Consider the following 1,247-nt stretch of genomic DNA (forward strand, 5'->3'; position numbering starts at 1 on the left):
CGAAAATTTTAAATCAAAAAATCCTCTCGCGGCAAAAATCGCCGCAAATGCGAGAAAATTTGACGTCCAGACGCTGCAAAACGAGGAGCTCGTAAATTTGCTTTTAAACGAGAAAAAGATCGAAATCTCTAGCGAGCAAAAAGAGGCCGTAGAGCGCGTATTTACGGGGCTAATGAAGATAGAAGAAAGCGTGCAACTAAGCGGATAGTCGGCTAAATTTGATCTCCAGCTAAATCTACAAAAATAAAACTCAAGTATCGTTTAAACTACCGCCTCTCCAACCAAAGCCGAAATATCTGCTTTTTATCAAATTTGATGTAAAATGACGGCGTGACATCGCAGTCAAGAAAGCTAAAAAACGTAAAATTTACAATCAAAAACCCAAAGCAAAGGAGAAAATATGCTGTTACTTAAAAATGCCGATCTATACGCGCCCGAGCACGTCGGCAGGAGCGACGTTTTGCTCGGCGGAGGTAAAATTTTAGCCGTTTCTAAGGGGCTTGATTTTCGTATCGAGGGTCTTGAGGTTTACGACCTAGAGGGCAAAATTTTAGCGCCCGGGCTCATCGATCAGCACGTGCACATCACGGGCGGCGGCGGGGAGGCGGGTTATCATTCGCGCACGCCCGAAATAACGCTATCGCAAATCATCCGCTACGGCACGACGACGGTCGTAGGCACGCTGGGTACCGACGGGTGTACTAGGAGCCTGGAAAATCTCTACTCAAAGGCCAAGGCGCTTGAATACGAGGGCATATCGACCTTCATCCACACTGGCTCTTACGCGCTGCCTAGCGTCACATTTACGGGCTCCGTCACGCGCGATCTGGTGCTCATCGACAAGGTCATCGGCTGTAAGATCGCGATGAGCGACAACCGCGGCAGCTACCCGACCTCTCAGGAGCTCATCAAGACCCTGACGCAGATCCGCATCGGCGGCATGATCTCGAAAAAAGGCGGCGTGCTGCACATGCATATGGGCGGGCTCGCGGATAAATTTGACCTGATTTTTAGCGTGATCAAGGACTATTCGTTCCCGGTTAATTACTTTTCGCCGACGCACTGCGCGCGGACGAAGGAGCTCTTTGACGAGGCGATCAAATTTCAAAAAATGGGCGGCTACATCGACATCACGAGCGGCGGAAGCCAGTTTATGCCGCTTCACGAAGCCATCGCCTACGGGCTTGATAAAGGGCTAAATTTAGAGCGCCTAACGATGAGCTCGGACGGCAACGGCAGCGTGCCTA

General features: G+C 50.1%; 2 protein-coding genes. Both read left to right on the plus strand.

Annotated elements, in window-relative coordinates:
- On the plus strand, nt 1-208 hold a 208-nt coding region (locus Q0338_RS09480), incomplete at its 5' end, for an acetyltransferase (RefSeq protein WP_298086533.1).
- 192 nt (nt 209-400) lie between these two features.
- Nucleotides 401-1,247 (plus strand): beta-aspartyl-peptidase (locus Q0338_RS09485; RefSeq protein ID WP_298086534.1); only part of this gene is annotated, 847 nt, incomplete at its 3' end.

The organism is uncultured Campylobacter sp., from assembly GCF_938018145.1.
Taxonomy (GTDB): domain Bacteria; phylum Campylobacterota; class Campylobacteria; order Campylobacterales; family Campylobacteraceae; genus Campylobacter_A.